The sequence below is a fragment of the Enterobacter cloacae complex sp. HYC042_NIDB genome, assembly GCF_056673315.1.
The window spans coordinates 1,568,538-1,593,501 of sequence record NZ_CP109650.1 but is presented as its reverse complement, the minus strand read 5'-3'; the positions used below and the strand labels follow the sequence as shown (position 1 = coordinate 1,593,501).

General features: G+C 54.4%; 23 protein-coding genes, 5 tRNA genes and 1 other RNA gene. 4 read left to right on the top strand and 25 right to left on the bottom strand.

From position 1 onward, the window contains the following. Positions 1-31 precede the first annotated feature (31 nt). The gene (gene gpmA / locus OKF39_RS07570; RefSeq protein ID WP_008501111.1) at positions 32-784 is read left to right on the top strand and encodes a 2,3-diphosphoglycerate-dependent phosphoglycerate mutase; all 753 of its coding nucleotides are present in this window, start codon (positions 32-34) and stop codon (positions 782-784) included. Between the two features lie 61 nt (positions 785-845). Here the strand turns inward: gpmA and aroG are convergent, their stop codons facing one another. Further along, positions 846-1,898: a 3-deoxy-7-phosphoheptulonate synthase AroG gene (gene aroG, locus OKF39_RS07565; RefSeq protein WP_028012394.1), complete on the bottom strand. Its 1,053-nt coding sequence runs from the start codon at positions 1,896-1,898 to the stop codon at positions 846-848. Between the two features lie 303 nt (positions 1,899-2,201). Here aroG and OKF39_RS07560 point away from each other — a divergent pair, with 303 nt between their 5' ends. Next, positions 2,202-2,582 (top strand): protein YbgS, encoded by a 381-nt coding sequence (locus OKF39_RS07560; RefSeq protein WP_045259933.1) that lies wholly within the window; start codon positions 2,202-2,204, stop codon positions 2,580-2,582. 105 nt (positions 2,583-2,687) lie between these two features. Further along, on the top strand, positions 2,688-3,623 hold the full coding sequence (gene zitB / locus OKF39_RS07555; RefSeq protein WP_028012392.1) for a CDF family zinc transporter ZitB: 936 nt from the start codon (positions 2,688-2,690) through the stop codon (positions 3,621-3,623). On the opposite strand, the gene pnuC is transcribed toward zitB, so the two are convergent. The 21 genes from pnuC to mngA form a co-directional block, all read right to left on the bottom strand. Further along, positions 3,620-4,339 (bottom strand): nicotinamide riboside transporter PnuC, encoded by a 720-nt coding sequence (gene pnuC / locus OKF39_RS07550; protein ID WP_028012391.1) that lies wholly within the window; start codon positions 4,337-4,339, stop codon positions 3,620-3,622. The genes zitB and pnuC overlap by 4 nt on opposite strands. A 23-nt stretch (positions 4,340-4,362) precedes the next feature. Then, on the bottom strand, positions 4,363-5,406 hold the full coding sequence (nadA, locus tag OKF39_RS07545; RefSeq protein WP_479983638.1) for a quinolinate synthase NadA: 1,044 nt from the start codon (positions 5,404-5,406) through the stop codon (positions 4,363-4,365). 191 nt (positions 5,407-5,597) lie between these two features. Beyond that, positions 5,598-5,726, bottom strand: a non-coding RNA gene (locus OKF39_RS07540) — RtT sRNA. Positions 5,727-5,752: 26 nt separating this feature from the next. Continuing rightward, positions 5,753-5,828, bottom strand: a tRNA-Lys gene (locus tag OKF39_RS07535). A gap of 31 nt (positions 5,829-5,859) precedes the next feature. Continuing rightward, a tRNA-Lys gene (locus OKF39_RS07530) sits at positions 5,860-5,935 on the bottom strand. Between the two features lie 41 nt (positions 5,936-5,976). After that, a tRNA-Lys gene (locus tag OKF39_RS07525) sits at positions 5,977-6,052 on the bottom strand. Positions 6,053-6,055: 3 nt separating this feature from the next. Continuing rightward, positions 6,056-6,131: transfer RNA gene (locus OKF39_RS07520), tRNA-Val, on the bottom strand. Positions 6,132-6,258: 127 nt separating this feature from the next. Continuing rightward, positions 6,259-6,334, bottom strand: a tRNA-Lys gene (locus OKF39_RS07515). A 161-nt stretch (positions 6,335-6,495) separates the two neighbouring features. Next, positions 6,496-7,290: a cell division protein CpoB gene (gene cpoB, locus OKF39_RS07510; RefSeq protein WP_028012389.1), complete on the bottom strand. Its 795-nt coding sequence runs from the start codon at positions 7,288-7,290 to the stop codon at positions 6,496-6,498. Between the two features lie 9 nt (positions 7,291-7,299). Next, positions 7,300-7,821 carry a peptidoglycan-associated lipoprotein Pal gene (gene pal, locus OKF39_RS07505; RefSeq protein ID WP_003858578.1) on the bottom strand — a complete coding sequence of 174 codons (522 nt, stop codon included), beginning with the start codon at positions 7,819-7,821 and terminating at the stop codon, positions 7,300-7,302. Positions 7,822-7,856: 35 nt separating this feature from the next. After that, positions 7,857-9,149: a Tol-Pal system beta propeller repeat protein TolB gene (tolB, locus tag OKF39_RS07500; RefSeq protein ID WP_013097529.1), complete on the bottom strand. Its 1,293-nt coding sequence runs from the start codon at positions 9,147-9,149 to the stop codon at positions 7,857-7,859. Between the two features lie 134 nt (positions 9,150-9,283). After that, positions 9,284-10,537, bottom strand: coding sequence for a cell envelope integrity protein TolA (gene tolA / locus OKF39_RS07495; RefSeq protein WP_028012388.1), 1,254 nt, complete (start codon positions 10,535-10,537; stop codon positions 9,284-9,286). A 28-nt stretch (positions 10,538-10,565) separates the two neighbouring features. Next, positions 10,566-10,994: a colicin uptake protein TolR gene (gene tolR, locus OKF39_RS07490; RefSeq protein WP_003858589.1), complete on the bottom strand. Its 429-nt coding sequence runs from the start codon at positions 10,992-10,994 to the stop codon at positions 10,566-10,568. Positions 10,995-10,997: 3 nt separating this feature from the next. Next, positions 10,998-11,690, bottom strand: coding sequence for a Tol-Pal system protein TolQ (tolQ, locus tag OKF39_RS07485; RefSeq protein WP_008501101.1), 693 nt, complete (start codon positions 11,688-11,690; stop codon positions 10,998-11,000). Beyond that, positions 11,687-12,091: a tol-pal system-associated acyl-CoA thioesterase gene (ybgC, locus tag OKF39_RS07480; protein WP_028012387.1), complete on the bottom strand. Its 405-nt coding sequence runs from the start codon at positions 12,089-12,091 to the stop codon at positions 11,687-11,689. Before ybgC ends, tolQ begins: the two co-directional genes overlap by 4 nt. A gap of 148 nt (positions 12,092-12,239) precedes the next feature. After that, positions 12,240-12,530 (bottom strand): cyd operon protein YbgE, encoded by a 291-nt coding sequence (ybgE, locus tag OKF39_RS07475; RefSeq protein WP_008501100.1) that lies wholly within the window; start codon positions 12,528-12,530, stop codon positions 12,240-12,242. Next, a complete protein-coding gene (cydX, locus tag OKF39_RS07470) occupies positions 12,530-12,643 on the bottom strand; it encodes a cytochrome bd-I oxidase subunit CydX (RefSeq protein WP_003858598.1) in 114 nt (37 codons plus the stop codon). The genes ybgE and cydX overlap by 1 nt, the downstream gene beginning before the upstream one ends. 14 nt (positions 12,644-12,657) lie before the next feature. Then, the gene (gene cydB, locus OKF39_RS07465; RefSeq protein ID WP_028012386.1) at positions 12,658-13,797 is read right to left on the bottom strand and encodes a cytochrome d ubiquinol oxidase subunit II; all 1,140 of its coding nucleotides are present in this window, start codon (positions 13,795-13,797) and stop codon (positions 12,658-12,660) included. A 15-nt stretch (positions 13,798-13,812) separates the two neighbouring features. After that, positions 13,813-15,381 carry a cytochrome ubiquinol oxidase subunit I gene (gene cydA / locus OKF39_RS07460; RefSeq protein ID WP_045261075.1) on the bottom strand — a complete coding sequence of 523 codons (1,569 nt, stop codon included), beginning with the start codon at positions 15,379-15,381 and terminating at the stop codon, positions 13,813-13,815. Positions 15,382-16,061: 680 nt separating this feature from the next. Beyond that, complete coding sequence (mngB, locus tag OKF39_RS07455; protein ID WP_479983637.1) at positions 16,062-18,692, bottom strand: mannosylglycerate hydrolase; 2,631 nt, start codon at positions 18,690-18,692, stop codon at positions 16,062-16,064. A 24-nt stretch (positions 18,693-18,716) separates the two neighbouring features. Continuing rightward, positions 18,717-20,633 carry a PTS 2-O-a-mannosyl-D-glycerate transporter subunit IIABC gene (mngA, locus tag OKF39_RS07450; protein WP_048957822.1) on the bottom strand — a complete coding sequence of 639 codons (1,917 nt, stop codon included), beginning with the start codon at positions 20,631-20,633 and terminating at the stop codon, positions 18,717-18,719. A gap of 171 nt (positions 20,634-20,804) precedes the next feature. On the opposite strand from mngA, the gene OKF39_RS07445 reads away from it, so the two are divergent. After that, a complete protein-coding gene (locus OKF39_RS07445) occupies positions 20,805-21,524 on the top strand; it encodes a GntR family transcriptional regulator (RefSeq protein ID WP_028012382.1) in 720 nt (239 codons plus the stop codon). Between the two features lie 83 nt (positions 21,525-21,607). Here the strand turns inward: OKF39_RS07445 and sucD are convergent, their stop codons facing one another. The 3 genes from sucD to odhB all read right to left on the bottom strand — a co-directional run bounded on the left by sucD (position 21,608) and on the right by odhB (position 24,959). Continuing rightward, on the bottom strand, positions 21,608-22,477 hold the full coding sequence (gene sucD, locus OKF39_RS07440; RefSeq protein ID WP_008501094.1) for a succinate--CoA ligase subunit alpha: 870 nt from the start codon (positions 22,475-22,477) through the stop codon (positions 21,608-21,610). Next, a complete protein-coding gene (gene sucC, locus OKF39_RS07435) occupies positions 22,477-23,643 on the bottom strand; it encodes an ADP-forming succinate--CoA ligase subunit beta (protein ID WP_006809579.1) in 1,167 nt (388 codons plus the stop codon). Before sucC ends, sucD begins: the two co-directional genes overlap by 1 nt. A gap of 95 nt (positions 23,644-23,738) precedes the next feature. Beyond that, positions 23,739-24,959, bottom strand: a complete 1,221-nt coding sequence (gene odhB, locus OKF39_RS07430; protein ID WP_041910762.1) for a 2-oxoglutarate dehydrogenase complex dihydrolipoyllysine-residue succinyltransferase — start codon at positions 24,957-24,959, stop codon at positions 23,739-23,741. Between the last annotated feature and the right edge of the window lie 5 nt (positions 24,960-24,964).

Below are 24,964 nucleotides of genomic sequence, written 5' to 3'. Positions count from 1 at the left end.
TATCATTCTAAAAATGCTTGAGGAGTAAGAGATGGCTATTACTAAGCTGGTCCTGGTGCGTCACGGCGAAAGCCAGTGGAACAACGAAAACCGCTTTACCGGTTGGTACGACGTTGATCTGTCCGAGAAAGGCGTAAGCGAAGCAAAAGCAGCAGGTAAACTGCTGAAGGAAGAAGGCTTCAGCTTTGATTTTGCTTACACCTCTGTGCTGAAACGTGCCATCCACACCCTGTGGAACGTGCTGGACGAACTGGATCAGGCCTGGCTGCCGGTTGAGAAATCCTGGAAACTGAACGAGCGTCACTACGGTGCGCTGCAGGGTCTGAACAAAGCGGAAACCGCTGAGAAATACGGTGACGAGCAGGTTAAACAGTGGCGTCGCGGCTTCGCGGTGACCCCACCAGAGCTGACCAAAGATGACGAGCGCTATCCGGGCCACGACCCGCGCTACGCGAAACTGACCGATGCTGAGCTGCCAACCACCGAGAGCCTGGCACTGACCATCGACCGCGTTGTGCCTTACTGGAACGAAACCATTCTGCCACGCCTGAAAAGCGGTGAGCGCGTGATCATCGCTGCTCACGGTAACTCCCTGCGCGCGCTGGTGAAATACCTGGACAACATGGGCGAAGACGAGATCCTCGAACTGAACATCCCAACTGGCGTACCGCTGGTATATGAGTTCGACGAAAACTTCAAGCCAATCAAACACTACTACCTGGGTAACGCGGACGAGATCGCAGCGAAAGCAGCGGCTGTCGCGAACCAGGGTAAAGCGAAGTAATTTTCGCCGGACATAAAAAAAGCGCGGAGCCTTCCGCGCTTTTTTATTTGTGCGTGAGGACTCAGCCGCGGCGCGCTTTTACCGCATTCGCCAGCTGACGCAGGATGGCATCGGTATCGTCCCAGCCAATGCAGGCATCGGTGACGCTTTTGCCATACACCAGCGGCTCGCTGCCTTCCAGGTTCTGGTTACCTTCAACCAGATGGCTTTCGATCATCACCCCAATTACCGCCTTCTCACCGTTAGCGATCTGCTGACAGACGTCTGCCCCCACTTCCATCTGCTTTTTGAACTGCTTGCTGGAGTTGGCGTGGCTGAAGTCGATCATTACCTGCGGTGGCAGCCCGGCTTTTTCCAGCCCGGCCTTCACCTCTGCCACGTGTTTTGCACTGTAGTTTGGCTCTTTACCGCCACGCAGAATGATGTGGCAATCACCGTTACCGCTGGTGTTGACGATGGCGGAGTGACCCCATTTGGTCACGGACAGGAAGCAGTGCGGCGCACCCGCGGCGTTGATGGCATCGATAGCCACTTTGATGGTGCCATCAGTACCGTTTTTGAAGCCCACCGGACATGAGAGACCGGAAGCCAGCTCGCGGTGAACCTGAGATTCAGTGGTACGGGCACCAATGGCACCCCAGCTCATCAGGTCTGCCAGGTATTGTGGCGTAATCATATCCAGGAACTCGCCGGCAGCAGGCAGGCCGCTGTCGTTGATCTCCAGCAGCAGCTTGCGCGCAATGCGCAGGCCGTCGTTGATCTGGAAGCTGTTATCCATGTGCGGATCGTTAATCAGCCCTTTCCAGCCCACGGTCGTGCGCGGTTTTTCAAAATAGACGCGCATGACGATTTCCAGCTCATCCTTTAACTCTTCACGCAGGGTGAGCAGACGCGCCGCATACTCTTTCGCAGCGGCAGGATCGTGAATGGAGCACGGGCCAATCACCACCAGAAGACGATCGTCGTTACCTTTCAGGATCTTGTGGATCGCTTTACGAGCATGAGAAACCGTATTTGCGGCATTTTCAGTGGCGGGGAATTTCTCAAGGAGTGCTACAGGAGGTAATAACTCATTGATCTCTTTAATGCGTAAATCGTCGTTCTGATAATTCATCTTCTTTCCAGCTCTGCCATATCTTTAGTAATGAAAGCAATCCTTTCAATCTATCTTGTCGACCAGGAAGTGTAAACACGGTTTTACACTTCACGCAGATAATTCCTGGAATTTGCCTAAAAATCGCCACAAAATAGCGAAAAATGAGATCTAACCTAAGCTTTTTAACTGTAACAACCATTTTTAAACGCTTAAACGCGATTCCCTACTGACGTAAGTCCGTAAGGCGGAATCTTTCGCCTCTAAAAAGATGCACTGTTGGAGAATGTTATCCAGCGTAACGACAAGAACAGGAGCACCATCATGAAAATGACAAAACTGACCACCCTCTTCCTGACTGCCACACTCACCCTTGCCAGCGGCAGCGTCCTGGCCGCAGAAACGGGGGCTTCAGACAGCAACGGTGATGCCAATGCGGCAGCAGCGGCAGGCCAGGTTGCGCCTGATGCGAAACAGAATATCGCCCCGAATAATGTCGATAACAGCCAGATCAATACCGGCAATACCAATACCGGCGGTACCATGCTGCATCCGAACGGTAGTGCTTCCGACACCATGAATCATGACAACATGAGCTCGGATGAGGTTCATAAGAACTCGATGTGCAAGGACGGCAAATGTCCCGATCCGAACGACAAAGTAGGTAACGACGCCAATACCAAAACTGATGGCACAACCCAGTAATTCTTGATGCTTCAAATGTGAAAGGAGAGCCCAGGCTCTCCTTTCTTTTTGGAGTAACCTGTTAAAAACGCTACACTAAAATAATAACGAATCAGGAAAGCAGACATGGCGCACACCCACTCACACCCATCTTCTCCCGGCAACGACAATGCAAAACGACTTATGCTGGCCTTTGGCGTTACGGCCACGTTTATGGTTATCGAGGTCATTGGCGGCCTGGTTTCCGGCTCGCTGGCGCTGCTGGCTGATGCCGGACATATGCTGACCGATGCCGCAGCGCTGCTTTTCGCCCTGCTGGCGGTGCAGTTTGCTCGCCGCCCACCCAACGCGCGTCATACCTTCGGCTGGCTGAGGCTGACCACCCTTGCCGCGTTTGTTAACGCCATCGCGCTGGTGGTTATTACTGTTCTTATCGTCTGGGAAGCCGTACAGCGTTTCAGGCACCCGCAGCCCATCGCCGGGACGACAATGATGGTGATTGCCGTGGCGGGGTTGTTGGCAAATATTCTGGCGTTCTGGATTTTGCATCGCGGCAGCGGGGAAAAGAACCTCAACGTTCGCGCTGCGGCTCTGCATGTGCTGGGGGATTTGCTCGGCTCAGTCGGGGCGATTGTCGCCGCGCTGGTGATCCTCTATACCGGCTGGACGCCTGTCGACCCCATTCTCTCCGTGCTGGTATCGTGTCTGGTCTTGCGCAGCGCCTGGCGGCTACTGAAGGAGAGCGTCAATGAACTGCTGGAAGGGGCGCCGGCATCAATGGACATTGACGAGCTGAAACGAAACCTGCGTCGTACTGTCCCGGAAGTGCGTAACGTTCATCACGTGCACGTCTGGCTGGTAGGCGAGAAGCCGGTCATGACGCTGCACGTCCAGGTCATCCCGCCCCATGACCACGACGCGCTGCTTGAACGCATCCAGCACTTTCTTGAACATCACTATGAGATAGGTCACGCCACCATCCAGATGGAGTATCAGCCCTGTAGCGGGCCGGACTGCCACCTTAACGAGGCGCAGCCCGACCATTCACATCATCACCACTAGCTTGAAAGCGCGTGTGAGCCACGCTCACGCGCGCTCTTGATCCACATCCGGCTGCCGTTCAGGGCAATGAAGGTCAGCAGCAGATACTCCAGCGACATGGCATAGACGCCCTGAAGGGCAAAAATCACCACGCTGATGACGTTGATGATGACCCACAGCAGCCAGTTCTCAACGTATTTACGGGTCATCAGGACCATCGCCGCGATCGACAGCACCATCATGCAGGAATCCCAGAACGGGAAGGCATCCGGCTGAAGCTCCGGCATCGTCACGTTGAGGCCAATCGCGGACATGACCGAAACGGCAACGCGGGTCAGGAACGCAAACACCGGGTTGATGTAGACGGTCATCAAACCAATGGCGACGACGCAGGCGACAAACCAGGCGATGGCTTTCGGTAAGGGCAGCCAGCGGATCTGCAGCTCAGCCTCCTGCTGGCTGTTCTGCCGGGACCAGGCGTACCAGCCGTAAATATTGGCGGCGAAGAAAAACAGCTGTAAAAGCAGGCTGGCGTACAGCTGGATCTGGAAGAAGATAATCGCAAACAGCGTGACGTTAATCAGCCCGAACGCGTAGTTGCTGATCTTCTCCAGGCTTGCCAGCCAGATACACAGCAACCCCGCCAGCGTGCCTACGGCTTCAATCCATGACAGGTCATAGCCACCTGCACCAATCGGTATATGAACCAGAATGTTTTGCGTGCTAAAAAAATCCATCTTTTCCCCAGGGCGTTTTTGAATTAAGTACGTAGTGTAGCCGCAAAATCCAGCATGCGGTTAAGCGGAATTAACGCACCTTCACGCAGAGCGGCATCCACATGAATTTCATGCGCTGCACCGCCTGTCTCGAGCCCTTCGGCAATGGCCTTCAGGCCGTTCATCGCCATCCACGGGCAATGCGCGCAGCTGCGGCACGTCGCGCCCTCACCTGCCGTTGGGGCTTCCAGCAGCTCTTTCTCCGGTACGGCCTGCTGCATCTTATAGAAGATACCGCGATCGGTCGCGACGATGAGCTGCTTGTGCGGCAGCATCCTGGCCGCGTTGATAAGCTGGCTGGTTGAGCCAACCGCATCGGCCATATCAACAATCGACTGCGGTGATTCAGGATGAACAAGAATGGCCGCGTCAGGATAAAGCGCCTTCATGCGCGCCAGCGCCTGGGTTTTGAATTCGTCGTGCACAATGCAGGCGCCCTGCCAGCAGAGGACGTCAGCGCCGGTCTGCTTCTGAACGTAATTGCCAAGATGGCGGTCCGGGGCCCAGATAATTTTCTCACCCAGGCTGTCCAGATGCTCAATCAGCTCAACGGCGATGCTCGACGTGACCACCCAGTCTGCGCGCGCTTTTACCGCCGCAGAGGTGTTGGCGTAAACAACCACGGTCCGGTCAGGATGGGCGTCGCAGAAGGCGTTGAATTCGTCAATCGGGCAGCCGAGATCGAGCGAACACTCCGCATTGAGCGTCGGCATCAGAATGGTTTTTTCCGGGCTGAGGATCTTTGCCGTTTCGCCCATAAAGCGCACGCCTGCAACCAGCAGCGTGGAAGCGGGATGTTTTGCACCGAAGCGGGCCATCTCCAGTGAATCAGAAATACAGCCCCCGGTCTCTTCCGCCAGCTGCTGGATTTCCGGATCGGTGTAGTAATGGGCCACCATCACCGCATCGCGCTCTTTGAGAAGCCGTTTGATCTTCTCGCGGTAGAATTGTTTTTCATCCTGGCTTAATGGCACAGGCTTTGGCGGAAACGGATAGATTGCGGCTTCAGGATCGAACATCACGCTCATTATGGCTTCTCGTTTTACTGGCTTAACAATATTGCCTTTCTTTTGCCTGACAAAGCAAAACGTAGGGCAATTGTGTTTTATATACTAAACAAGATAGCGAATCTGGAGTGAAAAGTCACCGGGAATAGATGGGCGGAGCATTTGTTGTACGGCAGATAGCAAAAAGGCGCCTTTAGGGCGCCTTTCTACACTGGTGGGTCGTGCAGGATGACTCGCTTCGCTCGCCCTTCGGGCCGTCGCCGTAAACGTCTCCGGTGCCTCACTACGTTCGGCTCGAACCTGCTGCAGGTTCGAATCATCCAGATCGCAGATAGCAAAAAAGCGCCTTTAGGGCGCTTTTTTACATTGGTGGGTCGTGCAGGATTCGAACCTGCGACCAATTGATTAAAAGTCAACTGCTCTACCAACTGAGCTAACGACCCCTTGCGGGATGTACTGCTAATTTATTCAGGCTGGTGGGTCGTGCAGGATTCGAACCTGCGACCAATTGATTAAAAGTCAACTGCTCTACCAACTGAGCTAACGACCCATTCGGGTGTTGCCTGAATTATCACTCGGCACCAATAAAATTGGTGGGTCGTGCAGGATTCGAACCTGCGACCAATTGATTAAAAGTCAACTGCTCTACCAACTGAGCTAACGACCCGAGTGGTGGGTGATGACGGGCTCGAACCGCCGACCCCCTCCGTGTAAAGGAGATGCTCTACCAACTGAGCTAATCACCCACTCTGTACTGCCGGAACTGCGTTAAGTGGTGGGTCGTGCAGGATGACTCGGCTTCGCCTCGCCCTACGGGCCGTTGCTGACGCAACGTTATCCTTCACGTTTTACTACTAATTCCACCTGACTTAGTGGTGGGTCGTGCAGGATTCGAACCTGCGACCAATTGATTAAAAGTCAACTGCTCTACCAACTGAGCTAACGACCCACTTTTATGCTGCTTTCACGTTGTTTGATATCCCGTGGCAACGGCGGCATATATTACTGATTTAAGAATTCTGCGCAACAAAAATTTCGATGAAGATCACTTAACTGCTTAGTAATCATGCTGCACGACCAGAAATAACGCGATTTCTGGTCATGCGATAATCATCCCATCGAATTCAGGCGTTTTTGCGCCTGCTTAGCACCTTCGGTGCCCGGGAATTTTGCGACCACCTGCTGATAAACCGCTTTGGCTTTCGCCGTGTCGCCTTTGTCCTGCATGATCACGCCAACCTTAAACATCGCATCTGGCGCTTTCGGCGATTTCGGGTAATTTTTTACCACGGAGGCAAAATAAAACGCCGCATCGTCCTTTTTACCCTTGTTGTAATTCAACTGACCGAGCCAGTAATTCGCATTTGGCTGATAGGTTGAGTCAGGGTATTTCTTGATAAAGTTCTGAAACGCAGCGAGCGCGTCATCCTGACGAGATTTATCCTGCACCAGGGCAATGGCCGCATTGTAATCCGTATTCGCGTCACCGCTCTGTACAGGCGCTCCTGTTGAGGCTGAAGCATCAGCAGACGGCGCAGGCGCTGAGGTTGCCGCGCCGCTTTGATCGCCCGCTGCGGGTTGTGCTGCTGCACCGCCGCTGCTCAGGCTATCTATCTGCAATAAAATTTGCTTCTGACGTTCCACAACCTGGTTAAGCTGATACTGACTTTCCTGAATCTGACCACGGAGAGAGTCAATATCGTTTTGGTTATCGGAAAGTTGCTGCTGGAGTTGGGTTAAAAGCTGACTGTGAGCGTTAGAAATACGCTCGAGCTGAGTGACCCGGTCTTCTACCGAGCCTGAGCCGACACTACTGATTGGTGCCTGAGCAAAAGCGGCCCAGGGGGCCGCTATTCCAACCAGTAACGACAGACTCAACAGATGATGTCTGAAGTTACTGCTCATGCAATTCTCTTAGTAAACCAGTACGGCACGACGGTTTTTGGAGTAAGCCGCTTCGTCGTGACCCAGTACTGCAGGTTTTTCTTTACCGTAAGAAACGATGGAGATCTGGTCAGCAGAAACGCCTTTACCCTGCAGGTACATCTTAACGGCGTTAGCACGACGTTCACCCAGGGAGATGTTGTACTCTGGAGTACCACGTTCGTCCGCGTGACCTTCTACGGTGACTTTGTAAGATGGGTTGCTACGCAGGAAGTTAGCGTGAGCATCCAGCATCGCAGCGAAGTCAGAACGGATGTCGTATTTATCCAGATCGAAGTAAACGATGTTGTTCTGCTGCAGCTGCTGCATCTGAAGACGCGCTTGCTCTTCAGAAGACATGTTGCCATTGCCGTTCGCGTCCATACCGGTACCGGCACCCATCATGCCTTCGCCGCTCTGGTCATTGCTGGCGTTCTTGTTAGAAGAACACGCTGCGATTGCCATTACAGGCAGAGCGATCATCAGCCCCTTCAGCACTTTGTTCAGTTGCATTTCTATGATTCCTTTAGTAATCAATTAATTATTATTTACAGATACGGCGACCAGGCAGGTGATTTTACCTGTCCATCAGTGGCCGGAATACGCGCTTTGAAACGCCCATCTGTAGAAACCAGATTCAGCACAGATCCCATCCCCTGAGAAGAGCTGTAGATTACCATAGTGCCGTTAGGTGCCAGACTTGGCGTTTCATCCAGGAACGTTGACGACAGAACTTGAACGCCACCCGCTACCAGATCTTGTTTGGCAATGTGCTGCTGCCCACCGTTGGAGCTGACCATTACCATGAATTTACCGTCGCTGCTCACGTCTGCGTTCTGGTTCTGAGAGCCTTCCCAGGTGATACGCTGCGGAGCACCGCCGTTAATGTTCACTTTATAGATTTGTGGACGGCCTGCCTGGTCAGAGGTAAATGCCAGGTTTTGGCTGTCCGGGAACCATGATGGTTCAGTATTGTTGCTGCGACCGTCGGTCACCTGACGGATCTGGCCAGAGCCAATGTCCATCACGTACAGATTCAGGCTACCGGTTTTAGAAAGCGCAAACGCCAGTTTAGACCCATCTGGAGAGAAGGAAGGCGCACCGTTGTGACGTGGGAACGACGCTACCTGACGCACCGCACCGTTAGCCAGCGTCTGGATAACCAGCGCAGAACGACCACTTTCGAAGGTCACGTAGGCCAGCTTAGACCCGTCCGGAGACCAGGCTGGAGACATTAGCGGCTGTGAAGAGCGTTTCACCAGGAACTGGTTGTAACCGTCGTAGTCAGAGACGCGCAGCTCGTACGGGAACTGACCGCCGTTGGTCTGTACCACATATGCGATACGGGTACGGAACGCACCTTTAATACCGGTCAGCTTTTCGAATACCGCGTCGCTGGCCGCGTGTGCCGCGTAGCGCAGGTACTGTTTAGTGACCTTGTAAGAGTTCTGTGCCAGAACGGTACCCGGTGCACCGCCGGTATCTACCAGCTGCCAGGCCACGTTGTAAGAACCGTCCGGGTTAGGCGTAACCTGCCCCACCACCACGGCATCGATACCCAGCGCAGACCATGCAGCAGGCTGGACTTCCTGCGCACTGCCCGGCTGCTGCGGCAGACGAGAACGATCTAACGGGTTGAATTTACCGCTGTTACGCAGGTCAGCCGCCACGATGCCACCGGCATCTTCAGGTGCAGCGCCAGGACCGGCCCACTGGAACGGAACAACACCGATTGGGCGTGCCGAGTCCACCCCCTGGGTGATCTCGATACGTACTTCTGCGTGCAGGACTGCTGCCCACAGCATTAAAAAACTAAATGCTACACGTAATGCCTGCTTCATCATATCTCCCTTATCCGGGTAACCTTACCCACGATAATTTAGCAGAATGTTAACAAACTCAAATAGACAAAACTACCCGAACCCTGTGACTAAACCTGGTCTATTTTTCCCCGTTTGCACGGGGAAAATGTAACTTAAGGTTTGAAGTCCAGCGGCGCATTTTTGAAGACTTCGTAGACTGCCTGAGAAGGCGGTTTAGGCATCTTCGCCTGACGCGCTGCAGCCAGAGCCGCAGTACATAAAGCCGGGTCGCCACCTTCAGACTTAATATCAAGCAGCATGCCGTCCGGAGCCAGTTTTATACGCAGCGTACACGTTTTACCGGCATAGGAAGACGCATCGTAGAACCGGCTTTCAATCGCCGATTTAATCTGCGCGGCATAGCCGTTGATTTCAGCCCCTGTCGCACCGTTACTCTTAGTGTTACCACTTCCGGTCGGCGCTGCGTTGTTTCCTTTCGCGCCACCGCCCGTTTTCGGTGCATTCTTACCGGAGCTTAAATCCCCCAGCAGATCGTCAACCCCTGCGGCGGCCGCGGCTTTTTCAGCGGCAGCAGCCTTTTTAGCAGCCGCTTTTTCAGCAGCTGCTTTCTTATCGGCAGCGGCCTTCTCAGCTGCAGCTTTTTTATCAGCAGCGGCTTTTTCAGCGGCGGCAGCTTTTTCTGCAGCAGCCTTCTCAGCCGCAGCGGCTTTCTTCGCAGCCTCGGCAGCCGCTTTCTTCTCTGCGTCCTGAGCGGCTTTCTTCGCGGCTTCGGCTTCAGCTTTCTTCTGTGCGTCAGCAGCGGCTTTCTTCGCAGCTTCCGCTTCGGCTTTCTTCTGGGCATCCGCAGCGGCTTTCTTCGCGGCTTCGGCCTCAGCTTTCTTCTGGGCATCGGCAGCCGCTTTCTTCGCCGCTTCTGCTGCTAATTTTGCCTGGGCATCAGCCTGCGCTTTGGCATCCGCTGCGGCTTTTGCTGCCGCCTCTTCCGCCTGCTTTTGCTGTTCCTGCGCTTTCTTCGCGGCCTCTTCGGCTTGCTTCTGCTGTTCCGCCTGCGCTTTCGCGGCTTCCTGCGCCTGCAAACGTTCTTTCTCAAGCTGCTTCAAACGCTCCTGCTCGGCGGCCTGCTTTTCACGCAGTTCTTCCGCCTGCTGTTGCGCCTGTTTTTCACGCTGCTCTTCAGCCCGTTTGGCACTCGCCTTCTGCTGTTGTTCGCGATTATAGTTTTGCACTACCGCACCGGGATCCACCATTACGGCGTCAATGGAAGACCCTCCACCGCCGCCTGCTGATGCATCAATATGCTCGTCGAACGAACTCCAGATCAGCGCTGCAAAAAGAATAACGTGCAGCACTGCGGAGACGATTATCGCTCGCTTAAGCTTGTCGTTCTGTTCGGTTGCCTTTGACACTATCGGTTCCCAAAAACTACGCGGATGATCAAATAGGTTGAGTCATTAAGCCAACTGACTTAACACCCGCACTATGTAGCAAGTTCAGCGCTTTAATAATTTCATCGTAGGGTACGTCTTTCGCGCCACCGATTAAGAAGACCGTTTTCGGATTTGACTCCAGGCGACGCTGCGCTTCGGCAATAACCTGCTCAGGTGGCAGCTGATCCATACGATCTTTCTCTACCACTACGCTGTACTGCCCTACGCCGGAAACTTCAATGATGACCGGAGGATCGTCATTGGTGCTCACCGCCTGTGATTCTGTCGCATCCGGCAGATCGACTTCCACACTCTGGGTAATGATGGGCGCTGTTGCCATGAAGATCAGCAGCAGTACCAGCAGAACGTCCAGCAGTGGCACGATATTGATTTCGGACTTGAGCTCGCGACGACCTCGTCCACGCGATCTGGCCATGGTTTACCCCTTGTTGCTCTCGGTGCTGGTAAACGCCTGACGGTGCAGAATCGCAGTGAACTCTTCCATAAAGTTGTCGTAGTTCAGTTCCAGTTTGTTCACGCGTTGGTTCAGACGGTTGTAAGCCATAACCGCCGGAATTGCCGCAAACAGACCGATAGCGGTCGCAATCAGTGCTTCAGCGATACCCGGTGCAACCATCTGCAACGTCGCCTGCTTCACCGCGCCCAGCGCGATAAAGGCGTGCATGATCCCCCACACGGTACCAAACAGACCGATATACGGGCTGATAGAACCCACGGTGCCGAGGAAAGGAATGTGCGTTTCAAGATTTTCCAGCTCGCGGTTCATAGAGATACGCATCGCACGCGATGCCCCTTCCACGACGGCTTCCGGCGCATGATTGTTTGCCCGATGCAGACGAGCGAACTCTTTGAATCCGCTATAGAAAATTTGTTCGGAGCCGGTCAGGTTTTCACGGCGTCCCTGGCTCTCCTGATACAGGCGAGAAAGTTCAATACCCGACCAGAACTTATCTTCAAATGCTTCCGCTTCACGGCCAGCTGCATTGAGGATACGCGTTCTCTGGATAATGATGGCCCAGGATGCGATTGAAAAACCAATCAAAATCAACATGATAAGTTTAACCAGAAGGCTTGCCTTCAGGAACAAATCAAGGATATTCATGTCAGTCACTGCTTAAACTCCGCGACAATAGACTTAGGAAGCGCACGAGGCTTCATTATGGTTGGATCAACACAAACAATCAGTACTTCAGCTGAGTTCAGTACGGTGTTCTCTGAGTTGACTATCCGCTGCGTGAAAACCAGTGAGGTCCCGCGCATTGATGTAATTTCTGTTTGGACTTCGAGCATATCGTCGAGTCTGGCAGGCGCAAAATACTCAAGCGTCATCTTGCGTACCACGAAGGCAACTCGCTCAGCCAACAGCACCTGTTGACTAAAGTGATGATGGCGCAGCATCTCTGTGCGTGCCCGTTCATAAAAAGCAACGTAGCTGGCGTGGTAAACCACACCACCGGCATCGGTATCTTCGTAATAGACACGAACCGGCCATCGAAACAGCGTTGTATTCACTTTACATCCCAGTAATGCAACAAAAGTTAGAGCTTTTAAACTTCGCTACTATACGCGCGGGAAAGATGGTTTGGAATGGGGGAAAGTAAACGGAGAGTAAATTTTTATGGGCTCGGGTAAGCCCATAACGTTAACGGACATTTCTTATTCAGAAGAAGAAGAAAATCAAACCGGCGAGAAGCACCAGATCGGCAATCAGCGGGCAAAAAATTCCCTGCCAGTGAACGGCTTTCGGACGAAAGCCCACGCCGTGGATCACCCCGGCACACACTGCCCACATGATGAGGAAGCCGTGCCAGATCTCAAGCTCGCTGGTCTTTGCCGCAAAGCGCGACGGGTCCCAGAAGATACAGCCTGCCAGCAGTAATGCCATCACTAAAGAAAGCGCCCGTAACGGGCGCTTATCCATTACCGCGTAAAGCTTCGCGATAATATTCATCAGTGTTTTTCTTCACCCGCTTTGGTCGCTTCGACGTGCTCAAGCGCCAGGGCAGTGATGACACCAAAAGCACAGGCAAGAAGCGTCCCTAAAATCCATGCGAAATACCACATATTCAGCTCCTTACTTAGTACATAGAGTGGGTGTTGCTTTCGATATGTTCTTTGGTGATACGACCGAACATTTTCCAGTAACACCAGATGGTGTATGCCAGAACAATCGGAACGAACACGCAAGCAACGTAAGTCATTAAGTTCAGCGTCATATGGCTGGAGGTTGCATCCCACATGGTCAGGCTAGCATTCAGCATGGTGCTGGATGGCATGACGAATGGGAACATGGCAATACCCGCCGTCAGGATGATGCATGCCAGCGTCAGTGAAGAGAACACGAATGCCAGAGCACCTTTCTCCAGACGAGACGTCAGCACGGTCAGCAGCGGCAGCAGCACGCCCAGAGCCGGGATCGCCCACAGCGCAGGGGTATTGTTGAAGTTCACCAGCCATGCACCAGCCTGACGCGCCACTTCTTTGGTCAGCGGGTTAGACGGTGCCGAGTGGTTAATCGCAGACGTCACCACGTAGCCATCAATACCGTACACCACCCACACGCCTGCCAGAGCGAAGCAAACCAGCGTCACCAGTGCCGCCACCTGAGCAGTAGCACGGGAACGCAGGTGCAGTTCACCCACAGTACGCATCTGCAGGTAAGTTGCGCCCTGAGTGATGATCATCGCCACGCTCACCACACCGGCCAACAGGCCAAACGGATTCAGCAGCTGGAAGAAGTTGCCGGTGTAGTAAAGACGCATGTATTCATCGAGGTGGAACGGTACGCCCTGCAGCAGGTTACCGAATGCCACGCCAATCACCAGCGGTGGAACGAAGCTACCAATGAAGATGCCCCAGTCCCACATGTTGCGCCAGCGGGTATCTTCAATCTTGGAACGGTAGTCGAAACCGACCGGACGGAAGAATAAAGAGGCCAGCACCAGAATCATCGCCACATAGAAGCCGGAGAACGCAGCCGCGTAGACCATCGGCCAGGCAGCGAACAGCGCGCCGCCTGCGGTGATCAGCCACACCTGGTTACCGTCCCAGTGAGGGGCGATGGAGTTAATCATGATTCGACGCTCGGTGTCATTACGACCGAGGAAACGGGTGAGCATCCCCACCCCCATGTCGAAACCATCCGTGACGGCGAAACCGATCAGCAGAACGCCAACCAGCAGCCACCAGATAAAACGCAATACTTCATAATCGATCATTTGATGACTCCTGTCTTAGCGTGCCGGCTGAGTAGTCGCAGTGGACTGCTCGTAGTGATAGCGACCGGTTTTCAGGCTGCTTGGGCCAAGGCGCGCGAACTTGAACATCAGGAACAGTTCAGCCACCAGGAACAGGGTGTACAGACCACAGATCAGCAGCATGGAGAAGATCAGGTCGCCTGCCGTCAGGGAAGAGTTCGCGACCGCCGTTGGCAGCACCTCACCAATCGCCCATGGCTGGCGGCCATACTCCGCTACAAACCAGCCGGATTCAATCGCGATCCACGGCAGTGGAATACCGTACAGCGCGGTGCGCAGCAGCCATTTTTTCTCGCCGATGCGGTTACGAATCACGGACCAGAAGGACGCCGCAATGATCAGCAGCATGATGATGCCGCAGCCCACCATGATACGGAATGCGAAGTACAGTGGCGCAACGCGTGGAATCGAGTCTTTGGTCGCCATCTGAATCTGTGCTTCCGTCGCATCAGAAACGTTCGGGGTATAACGTTTCAGCAACAAACCGTAGCCCAGGTCTTTCTTCACGTCGTTAAATTGATCGCGAACGGCCTGATCGGTAGAGCCGGCACGCAGCTGTTCCAGCAGCGAGTAAGCCTTCATACCGTTACGGATACGCTCTTCGTGCTGAACCATCAGCTCCTTCAGACCCGTTACCTGCTTATCGACAGAACGGGTTGCGATGATACCCAGCGCGTAAGGAATTTGGATGGCGAAGCGGTTTTCCTGCGCGTCCTGATCGGGAATACCGAACAGCGTAAAGGCAGCAGGCGCCGGTTGGGTTTCCCATTCGGCTTCGATAGCGGCCAGTTTGGTTTTCTGCACGTCACCCATTTCGTAACCGGATTCATCACCCAGAACGATAACGGAGAGGATTGCAGCCATACCGAAGCTTGCAGCGATAGCAAAGGAGCGCTTGGCAAACGCGAAGTCACGACCGCGCAGCATATAGTAGGAGCTGATACCCAACACGAACATCGCGCCGCACACGTAGCCAGATGCAACGGTGTGAACAAATTTAACCTGAGCAACCGGGTTCAGGACCAGCTCGGCAAAGCTGACCATCTCCATACGCATGGTTTCGAAGTTGAAGTCAGACGCGATCGGGTTTTGCATCCAGCCGTTCGCCACCAGGATCCACAGCGCGGACAGGTTCGAACCTAATGCCACCAGCCAGGTTACGGCCATGTGCTGGACTTTACCCAGACGGTCCCAACCGAAGAAGAACAGACCTACAAAGGTGGATTCGAGGAAGAAGGCCATCAGGCCTTCAATGGCCAGCGGCGCACCGAAGATATCCCCAACATAGTGGGAATAGTAAGACCAGTTAGTCCCGAACTGGAACTCCATGGTCAAACCGGTTGCCACGCCCAGCGCGAAGTTGATACCGAACAACTTGCCCCAGAACTTGGTCATATCTTTATAAATCTGTTTGCCGGAGAGGACGTAAACCGTTTCCATAATTGCCAGCAGGAACGCCATACCGAGCGTCAGCGGCACAAACAGGAAATGGTACATCGCGGTCAAGGCAAACTGTAAGCGCGACAGTTCGACTACGTCTAACATTATGACTCCTTGCTCATCGCATGAAGACTCCGAGAGTGAACCCCGTCAGAAAGAGATTCACACGCATGCCCCAATACAAATTATTCGCATCCTGGTCGTCGTTATTACCCTGGAGAAGGATAAAAACGATGACGACAGGTTACAAATAGGTTAATAAAAAACTCAAATTGATCCCGCAAATATAATACGCTGCAAAACCCTTACAATAAACAGGTTTTTATTGAATCACATTTACGTTTTTCGACGGCGATCAATTTATAGCAAAATTACCACTTTTCGGCCATTTTGATCGGGGACAATTTAGCGCTTTTCGGCATCTTTTTCCAAGCATTAAACTTTGATTTAAATCAAAAACCGGTCTTGATGTTAATCATGTTTAGCTGCGGTGAGAATGGTAAAAACCATGTTAATGATATGTGCATGCAAAGATGCGATTGGTTATCGAAGACCAAAAAAAATATAAACAGAAGTGATTTTAATTAACGCGAGAGAAAAATGCCCTATCGAAGCGGGACAAACAATAAGCGTAGCTGGGCCAGTTTATTTTTCCATTCTGTTTTTGCAACTCTTAGAAATTACATTTGATTTACTTTTATTATCCCGGAAGTTAACACCGAAGCGTGACTATCTAATGAAAAAAGGCCGCAAACTCTGCGGCCTTTTGATCGTGTCAGCGGTTTTCAGGCAAGAAGAATGCTGAAGGTTCGTGACTGTCCCGGTCTGAACGCCCCGACGATGCCCTCTTCTTCACGATTGTCTATTATCCTTTCATTCATGTCCGTTTCGCAGCACCGTTTCACGGTCGGACCCACGGATAACGTCGCGTCACATGCGCTGGACTCGGAAGGGTTGAACAGACGAAGAATGAGCTCGTCTCGATCTTCAGCCTTTTTGAGCGTACTGAGCACGCATCCCGTGGGCGAAAGCGCCAGCAGGCTGTAACTTTCCGGCGTGGTAAACGACGAGCGATTGAGCTTCATCGCGTCCCAGGGAATTTTGTTATAGCACTGCACCGGCGTTAACCACGATTTAGCCTGCTGCGCGACGCCCGCGTTTTCCGGCGTTCCACTGAAGCTGAAGAGGCTAAAGCGACTGCTTAACGAACCGCGCACCTGGGAGTCAGGAACAGGCATTTTGATTCCTGAAGGCCTACCGGGGCGCAACAGCAAATCTTCTTTGCCGAGTAACCCCACGCCGCGCAGCAGGGTCAGGGCAAAGGCTTTTTTATCCTCGCCTACTACTTCAAACTCGCGTAGTCCTTCGGTGAACAGCGCAAGCCCGTTTCGTTTTTCCTGCAGGACGGCATAGTTGAGTAAATTCCAGACGGGAACCGGCGCTTCTTTCCACCCCTCCTCCTGCCAGTTTTCCATCGCCGCGTCCTGCACCGGACGAGTGAGGGTGCCAAACTGGGTATCCGCTAACACGTCCTCTGTCATAAACGGCGTAGGAATCAGCACGCGGACGCGGTGGTCGTCAGCCTGATTATCCAGACGCACCGCCACATCAATACGCCTGCTGTGGTGGCTAAGCGTGATTTCAACCTCAGCGCCGAGAGACCCGTTTCGCTGACGCGCCGCGCGTTCGGCCAGATTAGCCGGTACCGCGATCTGATGGCGAATCACCGCCCTGCTCTGCCAGCCTTCGTGTATAACCTCGACCTGATGCTCGCCCTGCGCTGAAGTGAGTCTCCACTCTTCCCGCGAAGGCGAGTAGTCGTACTCATCGCCATCATCCGAACTCTCTTCGATTTCCAGCACCCGGTCATAAATCAGCCCGGTTTCTTTGTCGCGCAGGCGCAGCGTACCGTCGTTATTTAAATCAATCTGCCAGAAGGCGTTTTCGAGCAAGGATTCGGTGTTTATCACCGGAGAGACCACCTTCCCGGCCACGTTTGGCTCGATAAACAGCGTACGGTAGCCCATCGACGGCAGTATCTGGCTGAGCTGAATATCAAACTCCATAAACGGCTCATAATTACCGTAATGGACAATCTGCCGGTCAATGAGACCTGGGTCCAGCTCGCGCGCGCTGCGAATGAAATACGGGATCTCGTTTCCTTTATCATCCAACAGACGGAACTGGCTGGCGCGCAGTCGAATCGTGGTGTTCATCACCTCTTCACGCGGCCAGGGCATCAGGTTGAACATCACCAGTTTGTCGGCGTCGCTTTGCGACATGTTGTCGACAATCTTGCGCATATAGAAACGCACCAGGTTATCTGCCATGTCTTCAGCCAGTTCAAAACGAGAGACAATCTCACGATGCACCTTGTCGCTGCAGCAGCAGCCGATGCTGTCGTGAGCGTGGTTTTTAAGGATCTCTTTCCACATCTTCTCCAGCAGGCCGTGGTGATAATCGAAGCCCAGCGTCCATGCAAGCGTCGCCAACGGTTCGAGGATGTTGACAATTTTGTTCTCAATACGCGCATGGGCAATTTTGATATCCATGCGCGTGGAGCCGATTGTCCGGTGCACGCGCATGTATTTCCCATCGATAAACTCCCCTTTCAGGGTCGCCAGTTCATCGCGGCGTGCCTCAATGTGGTCAAACACCTCTTCAAAGCGGCTCATTACAAATTGACGCTGCGGATAGATTTCACGCAGCTTATCCATCACGGAGAAAATGTTCTGCTGCAGCGGCATCTGATCGTGACCGTTGGGCAGCAAAATCTCTTTGGTGACGGAGGCCTTTTCCAGAACGTCGAAATAGCTGTCGAGCCGTTTTCGCAGCCCGGCTTCGTCCTCCGGTAAGTACTTACCAATCGCGTAGCCCAGCGGCAGCACCTGCGCCGTGACTTCACTGCCGTCCTGGCTCTGCCAGAGAAATTCGGTTTTATCGGTCCCGTGTCGTTCCGAGCAGCCGCGCCAGAACATCGTCCGGGTAATGCCAAATCCGTTATAGATATGCGGAAGCTGGCCGGACATACCAAACGAATCCGGCAGATAGCCGATCTTCATCGGCTCGCCGAACGCCATACAGTCCCGGATGCCGTACATCAGGTTGCGGACAATCGACTCGCCGCTGACAATCGTGGTATCGGTCTGGGTATACCAGGGGCCGATAATCAGTTTTCCGCGCTCCACAAGCGCCTTTACCCGCGCGCGGTTTTCGGGCACGACGGCAAAATAATCTTCCAGCACCGCCGTCTGGCCATCAAGGACGTAATATTTATACTCGTCGTCCTGCTCCAGGCGGGTCAGGATCTCTTCCATATTATTGACCAGAAGAATGCGCGACTCTTCAGTGGTGAAGTACCACTCACGGTCCCAGTGCATATGCGGCGTGATATGAACGCGAGATACAGCTTTCATCTTCGTTTCCTGTTTTGTGAGTTTTTACGGTATGGCGTCTTCTGTGAGGTACTTGCCCTTTTTTACCGCCTGACGTCGCCAGAGCAGCAGAACAAACGTGGAGACAGCGGTCCCCGCCAGCGCCGCGCCAAACCAGCCCGCCGCCGCAACCACACCGCCCAACCCGGCATCGTGAAGTAAAAAGAGAGAGAAAATCCCGGCCCCCGGGGTAGACAACCCGATCCCCATCGCACCGACAGCCGCGCCTGTTACCATGGAGCCGAGCACAAATGAGCCAATGACGCGAAGCGGATCTTCAATCGCCATAGGGATCGCCCCTTCGGTAATGCCCGCCAGGCCGAGCAGCCACGTTGATTTACCGGTTTCAATTTCAAACGGTTTAAACAGCTTCGGCGCCAGCATCGTCGACGCCGTGACGGTGAAGGCTGAGACCATTTTGACGGAGGCAAAGATTGCGTAAGGACCATAAACGCCGTTCGCCATCGCCCCCAGGCAAAACGCGTAAGAGGCTTTGTTGACCGGGCCACCCAAATCGAATGAGCACATAAAACCGAGGATTGCCCCCAGAAGCAGCGCATTCGCGCCGGAGAGACCGTTAAGCCAGACGGTGAGCGTGTTATTGAGCCAGGCCACCGGTTCGCCAATCACAAACAGCATCAGGCTGCCCGCGCCCAGCACGCCAATCACCGGATAGAGATAAAAGGTCAGAAAGCCGTTGTAGCGGCTACTGAGCCGGATGTGGTTTTTCACCCAGCGCATTAGATAGCCCGCGATCAGCCCACCGACGATAGCGCCCAGAAAACCGGAGCCGATCATATTGGCAGCAAGACCGGCCGCAAAGCCCGGCGTCAGCGCGGGTTTATCCGCCAGCGAATACGCGGTATAGGCCGCCAGAACAGGTACCATCAGAATGCCGAGCATGCCGCCGCCAAGCTTGCGGTACATCCACAGCCACGAGTTTTCCTGGTCAAACAGGTGCTGCAGGCCCAGTATTTGCGCCAGCAGTACCGACACGGCCAGCACCGTACCGCCAGCGACGATCAGCGGCACCGCAAAAGAGATACCGCTGAGAAGTGCCTGCTTGAGTTCAGTTTTAACGCTCTTTTTCGTTTCGGTATCGACATGCGCAGGACGCGCATCGGATGCAGGCTGCAGCGCCAGCGCGCGCTCAATAAGCGCTTCAGCATGGCGCAGAGGCTCCGCGACGGGCACGGAGATGGCGGGGATCCCCTGAAAACGCTCGCTCTCTTTGATCGCCACTTCTGCGGCAAAAATGCACGCTTTGGCCTCACGAAGCTGCTGCGCGGTGATGCGCCCCTCAATGCCGTTTGCCCCCTGCTTTTCGACCACCACGTTGACGCCAAGCTTGCGTCCCGCTTTTTCCAGGTACTCTGCGGCCATATAGGTATGCGCGATCCCGGCCGGACAGGCGGTCACGCAGACGATTGTCGGGGCATTCAGCGCGACGGCTGCCTCTTCCGTGTCAGGGGCAGCTTCAAGCGCAGCAAGCACGTCTTCCGCCGTGGTAGCAGCCATCACGCGCGCCCTGAGATCGTCATCCGCCAGGCGAGACGTCAGCTCCGTCAGCACCTGAATATGAGTCGAACCCGCTTCTGCTGGCGGAATGGCGAGCAGAAAAACCAGCTCAACCTCTTCCGGCCCGTCCACGCCTTCCCATGCAAGCGGTTCTCGCAGAGTTGCCACGGCAAAAGCCGCCTCCTTCACGACGGCTGATTTACCGTGAGGAACGGCCAGTCCTTCACCCAGCGCGGTCGGCCCAAGCGATTCCCGATGAAACACCTCCTCCAGAAACGCATCGGCATCAGCGATTTTGCCCAGCGCCACCAGCCGCGCCGTAAGCTGACGGATTGCCTCATCCCGGCGGGTAAACTGCGCCTGAACGCAAACAGCACGCGGATCGGTCAGAGTCGTCAGATTCATAAAGATCCTCACCTATACAAAGTTATTGTCTGGGGAGGATTCTGGCAGACCTGATAATACATTTATGTGATCACTTTCACTAAAAGCCAAATTTGTATTTTAATTGTATTATTTACAAATCATCAGTTGAATGCATAATTCCCTGAAAAGGTATTAAGCAGGCGCGATAAAATGGGCAACAAACCGATGTACCGGCAGATAGCCGATGCGTTCCGCGAGAAAATCAACGCCGGGGAATTAAAACCCGGAGACGCGCTGCCGACGGAGTCCAGTCTTCAGGAGGCGTTTCGCGTCAGCCGCGTCACCGTGCGGCAGGCCCTGAAACTGCTCGCCGATGAGCAGATCATCGAAAGTATTCAGGGCAGCGGCTCTTATGTAAAAAAAGAGGAGCGCGTTAATTACGATATTTATCAGCTCACCGGCTTTTACGAAAAGCTGGCGGATCGTCATGTCGATACGCACAGTGATGTCAAAATCTTTGAAGTGGTGAAAGCCGATGCGCGGCTGGCGGCAACATTAGCGGTTGGCGTGGAAGATAAGGTCTGGCACGTTAAGCGCGTGCGTTTCATCAAGCAGAAGCCGGTGAACCTGGAGGAGACATGGATGCCGCTGGCCATGTTTCCCGACCTCACCTGGGAAGTGATGGAGAATTCGAAATATCACTACGTTGAGCAGATCAAAAAGCTGGTTATCGATCGCAGCGAGCAGGAGCTGATGCCGATCATGCCCTCAGAGGAGGCGATCGCCGCGCTGTCGCTCGATCCGGCAAAGCCGATCCTGGAAAAAGTCTCCCGTGGGTTCCTGAAGGACGGACGGGTGTTTGAATACAGCCGCAACGTGTTCAATACCGACGACTACAAGTTCACTCTCGTCGCCAGACGCAGGCAATAAAAAAGGCCGCTTTACAGCGGCCAACCATGTCGAAACGGACATTTTTATACTTCATCGCTCCCCGTTCGGGGAGCAGAGAGGACTTACTTAATGATGGATTTCAGTGCTTCGCCGATATCCGCCAGGCTGCGAACGGTCTTCACGCCTGCGGCTTCCAGCGCGGCAAACTTCTCATCAGCCGTACCTTTACCACCGGCGATGATCGCGCCCGCGTGACCCATACGCTTGCCTTTCGGCGCGGTCACGCCCGCGATGTAGCCCACGACTGGCTTGGTCACGTGTTCTTTGATATAAGCAGCCGCTTCTTCTTCCGCGCTACCGCCGATCTCACCGATCATCACGATCGCTTCGGTCTGCGGATCTTCCTGGAACAGCTTCAGGATGTCGATGAAGTTAGATCCCGGGATTGGGTCACCGCCGATGCCCACGCAGGTGGACTGGCCGAAGCCGTAGTCGGTGGTCTGCTTAACCGCTTCATAGGTCAGGGTACCGGAACGGGAAACGATGCCCACTTTGCCCGGCTTGTGAATGTGGCCAGGCATGATGCCGATTTTGCATTCGCCCGGAGTGATCACGCCTGGGCAGTTCGGGCCGATCATGCGCACGCCTGCTTCGTCCAGCTTCACCTTCACGGTCAGCATATCCAGGGTCGGGATGCCTTCGGTGATGGTGATGATCAGCTTGATGCCTGCGTCGATCGCTTCCAGAATGGAGTCTTTGCAGAACGGTGCCGGAACGTAGATCACGGTCGCGGTTGCGCCCGTCGCTTCTACCGCTTCACGCACGGTGTTGAACACCGGCAGGCCCAGGTGCGTGGTGCCGCCTTTACCTGGCGTTACGCCGCCAACCATCTGCGTGCCGTAGGCAATCGCCTGTTCGGAGTGGAAAGTCCCCTGGCTACCGGTGAAGCCCTGGCAGATAACCTTGGTATCTTTATTAATTAAAACTGACATTATTTCCCCTCCACTGCGGCAACAACCTGCTGAGCTGCATCCGTCAGACTTTTCGCTGCAATAATATTCAGGCCGCTGTCAGCCAGTTTTTTCGCGCCGAGTTCAGCGTTGTTACCTTCCAGACGCACAACCACCGGAACGTTAACACCCACTTCTTCTACCGCACCGATGATGCCGTCTGCAATCAGGTCGCAACGGACGATGCCGCCGAAGATGTTAACCAGTACCGCTTTAACGTTGTCGTCAGAGAGGATGATTTTGAACGCTTCGGTTACGCGCTCTTTGGTTGCGCCACCGCCCACGTCAAGGAAGTTCGCCGGCTCACCGCCGTGCAGCTTAACGATGTCCATGGTGCCCATCGCCAGGCCCGCACCGTTAACCATGCAGCCGATGTTGCCATCCAGCGCCACGTAGTTCAGCTCCCACTGAGCAGCCTGTGCTTCACGCGGATCTTCCTGAGACTGGTCGCGCATTTCGCGCAGATCCGGCTGGCGGAACAGCGCGTTGCCGTCAGCGCCCAGCTTGCCGTCGAGGCAGATCAGGTCGCCCTGGGTGGTGATCACCAGCGGGTTGATCTCGATCAGCGCCAGATCGCGCTCAAGGAAGATAGTCGCCAGGCCCATGAAGATCTTGGTGAACTGCTGAACCAGTTTGCCTTCCAGACCCAGCTTGAACGCCAGCTCGCGACCCTGATAAGGCATTGGGCCCGCCAGCGGATCGATAGCCACTTTGTGGATCAGGTGTGGGGTCTCTTCCGCCACTTTTTCAATTTCCACGCCGCCTTCGGTAGACGCCATGAACACCACGCGACGGGAGCTACGGTCAACCACCGCGCCCAGGTACAGCTCTTTCGCGATGTCGGTCGCCGCTTCGACCAGGATCTGGTTAACCGGCTGGCCGTTCGCATCTGTCTGGTAAGTCACCAGACGCTTGCCGAGCCAATGTTCAGCAAACGCACGAATCTCTTCTTTGCTCTTAACAACCTTCACACCGCCCGCTTTACCACGGCCACCAGCGTGAACCTGACATTTAACTACCCACGGGCCGGAACCGATTTTAGATGCGGCTTCTTCTGCTTCACGCGGGGTAGTACAGGCATAACCCACCGGAGCCGGTAAGCCATACCGGGCAAACAGCTGTTTGGCCTGATATTCATGTAAGTTCATGTGTTCTATCCATCCTTCAGGGTAATCGTTATCTTCAAACCTGTAGACCGGCGCAGCGTGTGCCGGTCCACGGGGCAGGTGATGCTAAATCGTTACTAGACGTCCAGCAGCAGACGCGTTGGATCTTCCAGCAGCTCTTTAATGGCTACCAGGAAGCCCACGGACTCGCGGCCGTCGATCAGGCGGTGGTCGTAAGAGAGCGCCAGGTACATCATCGGCAGGATCTCAACTTTACCGTCAACCGCCATCGGGCGATCTTTAATGGCATGCATACCCAGGATCGCGCTCTGCGGCGGGTTAATGATCGGGGTAGACATCAGCGAGCCGAATACGCCGCCGTTGGTAATGGTGAAGTTACCGCCGGTCAGGTCGTCTACGGTCAGCTTGCCGTCGCGGCCTTTCACGGCCAGCTCTTTAATGTTCTTCTCGATGTCAGCCATACCCAGGGTATCCACATCACGCAGAACCGGGGTCACCAGGCCGCGTGGGGTAGAAACCGCCATGCTGACGTCGAAGTAGTTGTGGTAAACCACGTCATCGCCATCGATAGACGCGTTCACTTCCGGGTAGCGTTTCAGCGCTTCAACCACCGCCTTCACGTAGAAGGACATGAAGCCCAGACGGATACCGTGACGTTTTTCAAACGCGTCACCGTACTGCTTACGCAGATCCATGATTGGCTTCATGTTCACTTCGTTGAAGGTGGTCAGCATCGCGGTGGAGTTTTTCGCTTCCAGCAGACGCTCGGCCACGCGCTTACGCAGGCGCGTCATCGGTACGCGTTTTTCGCTGCGGGCACCCAGAGCAGGCTGAGCTGCCGGCGCGGCCACAGGGGCTTTCGCTTCCGCCTGAGCAGGCGCTTTCGCCAGGTGCTTGTCGATGTCTTCGCGGGTCAGACGACCGCCCACACCGGTGCCTTTGATGGCTGCCGGGTCAAGGCTGTGTTCAGCCAGCAGGCGACGGATCGCCGGGCTGAGGGCGTCGTTAGACTGTTCTTCCAGAGAAGCCTGCTGGCGCTGAGCCGGCGTAGAAGCTTTCTCTTCAGACTTCGCGCTGGACTCTTTGCCCGCGCTGTTGCCTTCACGCAGGCGCCCCAGGATCTGACGAGAGGTGACGGTGGTGCCTTCATCTTCCAGCACCGCGTCCAGAACGCCATCCGCCGAAGCCGGTACTTCCAGTACCACTTTGTCAGTTTCGATTTCTACCAGCACTTCATCGCGCTTAACGGCATCGCCTGGTTTTTTGTGCCAGGTAGCGACGGTCGCATCTGCTACGGATTCAGGCAGGTCGGGAACAAGAATATCTACGCTACTCATTATGT

What these genes read in the sequence shown, in the direction of transcription:
- gpmA (WP_008501111.1), top strand. Translation starts at nt 32, where the DNA reads ATGGCTATTACTAAGCTGGTCCTGGTGCGTCACGGCGAAAGCCAGTGG.
- aroG (WP_028012394.1), bottom strand. Translation starts at nt 1,898, where the DNA reads ATGAATTATCAGAACGACGATTTACGCATTAAAGAGATCAATGAGTTA.
- OKF39_RS07560 (WP_045259933.1), top strand. Translation starts at nt 2,202, where the DNA reads ATGAAAATGACAAAACTGACCACCCTCTTCCTGACTGCCACACTCACC.
- zitB (WP_028012392.1), top strand. Translation starts at nt 2,688, where the DNA reads ATGGCGCACACCCACTCACACCCATCTTCTCCCGGCAACGACAATGCA.
- pnuC (WP_028012391.1), bottom strand. Translation starts at nt 4,339, where the DNA reads ATGGATTTTTTTAGCACGCAAAACATTCTGGTTCATATACCGATTGGT.
- nadA (WP_479983638.1), bottom strand. Translation starts at nt 5,406, where the DNA reads ATGAGCGTGATGTTCGATCCTGAAGCCGCAATCTATCCGTTTCCGCCA.
- cpoB (WP_028012389.1), bottom strand. Translation starts at nt 7,290, where the DNA reads ATGAGCAGTAACTTCAGACATCATCTGTTGAGTCTGTCGTTACTGGTT.
- pal (WP_003858578.1), bottom strand. Translation starts at nt 7,821, where the DNA reads ATGCAACTGAACAAAGTGCTGAAGGGGCTGATGATCGCTCTGCCTGTA.
- tolB (WP_013097529.1), bottom strand. Translation starts at nt 9,149, where the DNA reads ATGAAGCAGGCATTACGTGTAGCATTTAGTTTTTTAATGCTGTGGGCA.
- tolR (WP_003858589.1), bottom strand. Translation starts at nt 10,994, where the DNA reads ATGGCCAGATCGCGTGGACGAGGTCGTCGCGAGCTCAAGTCCGAAATC.
- ybgE (WP_008501100.1), bottom strand. Translation starts at nt 12,530, where the DNA reads ATGAATATTATCGCGAAGCTTTACGCGGTAATGGATAAGCGCCCGTTA.
- cydX (WP_003858598.1), bottom strand. Translation starts at nt 12,643, where the DNA reads ATGTGGTATTTCGCATGGATTTTAGGGACGCTTCTTGCCTGTGCTTTT.
- cydB (WP_028012386.1), bottom strand. Translation starts at nt 13,797, where the DNA reads ATGATCGATTATGAAGTATTGCGTTTTATCTGGTGGCTGCTGGTTGGC.
- cydA (WP_045261075.1), bottom strand. Translation starts at nt 15,381, where the DNA reads ATGTTAGACGTAGTCGAACTGTCGCGCTTACAGTTTGCCTTGACCGCG.
- mngB (WP_479983637.1), bottom strand. Translation starts at nt 18,692, where the DNA reads ATGAAAGCTGTATCTCGCGTTCATATCACGCCGCATATGCACTGGGAC.
- mngA (WP_048957822.1), bottom strand. Translation starts at nt 20,633, where the DNA reads ATGAATCTGACGACTCTGACCGATCCGCGTGCTGTTTGCGTTCAGGCG.
- OKF39_RS07445 (WP_028012382.1), top strand. Translation starts at nt 20,805, where the DNA reads ATGGGCAACAAACCGATGTACCGGCAGATAGCCGATGCGTTCCGCGAG.
- sucD (WP_008501094.1), bottom strand. Translation starts at nt 22,477, where the DNA reads ATGTCAGTTTTAATTAATAAAGATACCAAGGTTATCTGCCAGGGCTTC.
- sucC (WP_006809579.1), bottom strand. Translation starts at nt 23,643, where the DNA reads ATGAACTTACATGAATATCAGGCCAAACAGCTGTTTGCCCGGTATGGC.
- odhB (WP_041910762.1), bottom strand. Translation starts at nt 24,959, where the DNA reads ATGAGTAGCGTAGATATTCTTGTTCCCGACCTGCCTGAATCCGTAGCA.